This is a genomic window from Methylobacterium sp. WL6 (genome assembly GCF_008040095.1).
Classification (GTDB): Bacteria; Pseudomonadota; Alphaproteobacteria; order Rhizobiales; family Beijerinckiaceae; genus Methylobacterium.
On the sequence record NZ_VRVH01000380.1, the window covers coordinates 1 to 3613 of the forward strand.

Here is a 3613-nt window from a genome sequence, read left to right on the forward strand (position 1 = left end):
CCCCGCCGGTCCCCTCCGCCCCCCCGACCCCGGACGACCCGCCCGAGCCGACGCCGGAGCGCCGCCCGTTCCGGGCCTTCCTGCGCCGGGCGAGCTAGAGGGGTCGTACCCGATCGGGAGGGTCCCTTCGGGATGGCGGATCGGGGGGAAGCCGTGCCAGGGGCGAGGATGCCGGGCGAGCAGGGCCTCGAACAGCGCCGGGCGGCAGCGGAAATTGGTCGCCCGGAGCCGTGAGACGGCGTCGTGCACATCGAGGAGGCCGCGCCGCACGGCGAGGTCGACGATGCCGAGCGTGCCCGTGACGGCGACCCCCCTGGCCCGGGCGGCGGCGACGCCGGCACGGCCATCCATGAGGATCAGGTCCGCCCCGAGCGCCGTCGCCAGCCGGATGGCTTCCCGTTCCCCGGCATCCAGTGGCCCAAGCGACGGGTCCGACCCGACCGGATCGGGCTCGACCGCGGGCCAGGCCGGCGGCGCCGACATCCAGCGTCGCACGGCCGCGGGAGCTTCGGGATGGCGCCACTGCCGGCATACCGTGTCGGGGATCGCGACCCCGGCCAGCAGCGTCGGCAGCACCGCGATCCGGTCGATCAGCACGAGATAATGGATCGGCCCGGCATCGGCGACGGCACGCAACGGATCACAGGCCGAGGCGGTCGAGATCGCGGCGGTCGTCGTCCAGGTCGGTGAGGTCGTAGACGACGAAGACGTTGCGGGCCTTGAGGAAGGCGTCGAGCGCCGCACGGGTGCCGAACCCGAGCAGCGTGCGCAACTCGGGGGGCGTCAGCCGCCCGGCGCGAAACTCCTCGACCGCGAAGGCCTCCAGCGCGCGGCGCGCGAGGTCGCCGCCATCCGCGGCGAGGCGGCGGGCGAGGTCGTCGGGAATCGGGACCGTCACGTTCATGCCGCGAGGCTACGCCGGGTCGCCCGATCCCGCAAAGCCCCGCGCGATTGCCAACCCCGGCCGGCGCGCCTAACCCGGCCGGCGCCTTCCCCGACAGATCCGCCCGAGACCGCCGATGCCCGATCCGATCCCGACGCTGCCCGGCCTGTCCGGCATCGCGGATGCCTACGACCTGATCCTGTGCGACGTCTGGGGCGTGCTGCACGACGGCACCCGCGCCCACACCGCCGCCGGCGCGGCGCTGATCGCCTTCCGCGAGCGGCCCGGCCCGCGCCCGCGCCGGGTGGTGCTGGTCTCGAACGCGCCCCGCCCCTGGGCCGGCGTGCAGCGCATCCTCGACGGCTACGGCGTGCCGCGCGCCGCCTACGACGCGATGCTGACCTCGGGCGACCTCACCCGCGGGCTGATCGCCCGGCGGCCGGGCGCGCGGATCCACCATCTCGGCCCGGAGCGCGACGGCCCGATCTTCGAGGGGCTCGACCTCACGCTGGTGCCGGCCGACGCCTGCGATCTCGTGGTCAACACCGGCCTGTTCGACGACGCCACCGAGACGGCCGAGGATTACCGGGCGACGCTGGCCGCGCTGAGGGCCCGCGACGTGCCGATGATCTGCGCCAACCCCGACCTCGTGGTCGAGCGCGACGGCCTGCTCATCCCCTGCGCCGGCCTGCTGGCCGAGGCTTATGCCGCGATCGGCGGCGCGGTGACCTATGCCGGCAAGCCGCACCGGCCGGTCTACGAGGCCGCGCTCGCGCTCGCCGCCGGCCTCGACGCGGGCGCCGCGCCCGATCCCGCCCGCGTCCTGGCGGTGGGCGACGCGATCCGCACCGACATCGCCGGCGCGCGCGGGTTCGGCATCGCCAGCCTGCTCGTCGCCCGCGGCATCCACGCCGAGGAGCTCGGCGTCTCGGCCGCCCACCACACCCTCGGCGACGTCGCCGCCTGGCTCGCGCGCCAGCCGGTGCAGCCCGACGCGGTGATCGAGCGGCTCGTCTGGTAGCCCGCCGGCCGCGGCACGGCCCGCGCACGGCGGTGCGCGGTTTCGGGGCGGTCGATCGCCCCGGCGGCACAGCCGATCCCCACTTCGAGTTGCCCGACGATGCGCCGCCCCGCTTCCACGCCGCCCCGATCGGTCAGGCCCCTCGGATGAGCGGTCTCGCCCAGCGCGATCCGGCGGCCTGGCGCTCCCAGGACCGCATCGTCGCGCGCATCGGCTCGCTGCGGCAGCTCCAGCTGTTCAACGATCGCGGCGGCATCGCCGTCAACTTCGACATCCTGCGCTCGGCGGCGCCCGACATCCGCATCGCCGGCAGCCAGAGCGAGACCTTCAGCCTGTGGGAGACCGCCTCGGCGAGCGGATTCGTCACCAAGCCGAAATTCGACGCCGACCTCGTCACCATCCGCTTCGTCACGAGCGGCAGCATCGCCTACCGCTACCGGGCCGGCGAGGCCATCGGCCTGCCCTCCCACGCCACGCTGGTCGGCTTCGAGGACCTGCGCGAGGTCCAGGCCTCGAGCGGGTTCGGCGCCATCGGCGGGACGATCCCGGTCGCGGCCCTGACGGCCGCCGACGCGGCGCTGACGGGCGGCGGCGACCGCGGCTTCGCGCCGCTCGCGCCGATCGCCGCGATGACGACCCCCGGCGTGCAGATGCTGTTCTGCACCCTGCGGCAGATCCATGCGCACAGCCACGGACCGAGCCGGCGCGGGAACCTGATCGTCCCATTGATCCAGGAGATCCTGAGCTACCAGCTGCTCTCGGTCTGGCCGAAGCGGGACATGCCGGCGCCTCAGGAGAGCCAGGACGTGCCGCTCCGGCGCATCCGCGCCGCCCTCGACTACATCGAGGCGCACCTGTCCGACCCGCTGACGCTGGCCGACATCGCGGCCGCGGCCGGGATCAGCGTCCGCTCGCTGCAGGACAGGTTCCGGCAGGCGATCGGGCAGACGCCGGTGCAGTTCATCATCGATCGCCGCCTGCGGAAGGTCCACCACGACCTGACCGCGCGCGGCGGCGCGACGCTCTCGATCGCCGAGGTCGCGGCGCGGTGGGGGTTCGTCCACATGAGCGATTTCGGGCAGCGCTACCGGCGGCTGTACGGCTGCGCGCCGTCCGAGACGCGGCGCGACGCCGGCCGGCCGCGCTGAATGCGCCCCGGGCGGTGAGGGGCCCGCGGCGCTTCGGGGCCGCGGGCCCGGATGCGGAGGCCTGCCGGACGAGCGCCGGGGCCCTATCCGGGCTGGCTATCAATATAGCGCAAAACAGTATAAATATCGCGCAAATTTGACACTTCTAGTTTAAAACCGGATACCAACGTATGTGAGTGCAACTTCGATCCCATTTTGGATTCGATATCCGGTCTCTTATCGATCGGCGGTCTCGAGGGCAGGTCCAAATCCTGCATCGTCGCCGGATCGGAGCTGCCGAATATATAGCGAACGGTCTTTGTAAGGTATTTATTCAAAATAGACTGTAACCCATAGATCGATTATCCTACGCACCTCGAGCGCGTCGCACGGGAACCCGCATGCTGGATCTTGCGAACAACGATGCCTGCACCCGCAAGACGATCCCGGCTCGTCCGCCGGCGGATCGCGATGCGGCCGTGACGACGCCCGGTCCGGCCGCGCGCGCCGCGATGGCCCCCCCGCGGCCGGCGCACGATGCAACCCGCGCACCGGCCGGGTCGCCCGGGCGCGGGCCGGCGC

4 protein-coding genes and 1 pseudogene are annotated in these 3613 nt (G+C 73.0%); 3 read left to right on the forward strand and 2 right to left on the reverse strand.

What is annotated here, in order from left to right; translation table 11 throughout:
• A partial coding sequence (locus tag FV230_RS25890; RefSeq protein ID WP_147844427.1) for a DUF3368 domain-containing protein occupies positions 1-636 on the reverse strand: 636 nt, incomplete at its 3' end.
• Positions 637-640: 4 nt separating this feature from the next.
• Positions 641-904, reverse strand: coding sequence for a UPF0175 family protein (locus FV230_RS25895; protein WP_147844428.1), 264 nt, complete (start codon positions 902-904; stop codon positions 641-643).
• A 115-nt stretch (positions 905-1019) separates the two neighbouring features.
• On the opposite strand from FV230_RS25895, the gene FV230_RS25900 reads away from it, so the two are divergent.
• The 3 genes and pseudogenes from FV230_RS25900 to FV230_RS30390 all read left to right on the forward strand — a co-directional run.
• Positions 1020-1904, forward strand: a complete 885-nt coding sequence (locus FV230_RS25900; protein ID WP_147844429.1) for a TIGR01459 family HAD-type hydrolase — start codon at positions 1020-1022, stop codon at positions 1902-1904.
• 146 nt (positions 1905-2050) lie between these two features.
• Entirely contained in the window at positions 2051-3052 is a 1002-nt protein-coding gene (locus tag FV230_RS25905) for an AraC family transcriptional regulator (protein WP_147844430.1), read from the forward strand.
• A gap of 380 nt (positions 3053-3432) precedes the next feature.
• Positions 3433-3613 (forward strand): annotated as a pseudogene (locus FV230_RS30390) (hypothetical protein); the annotation flags it as partial.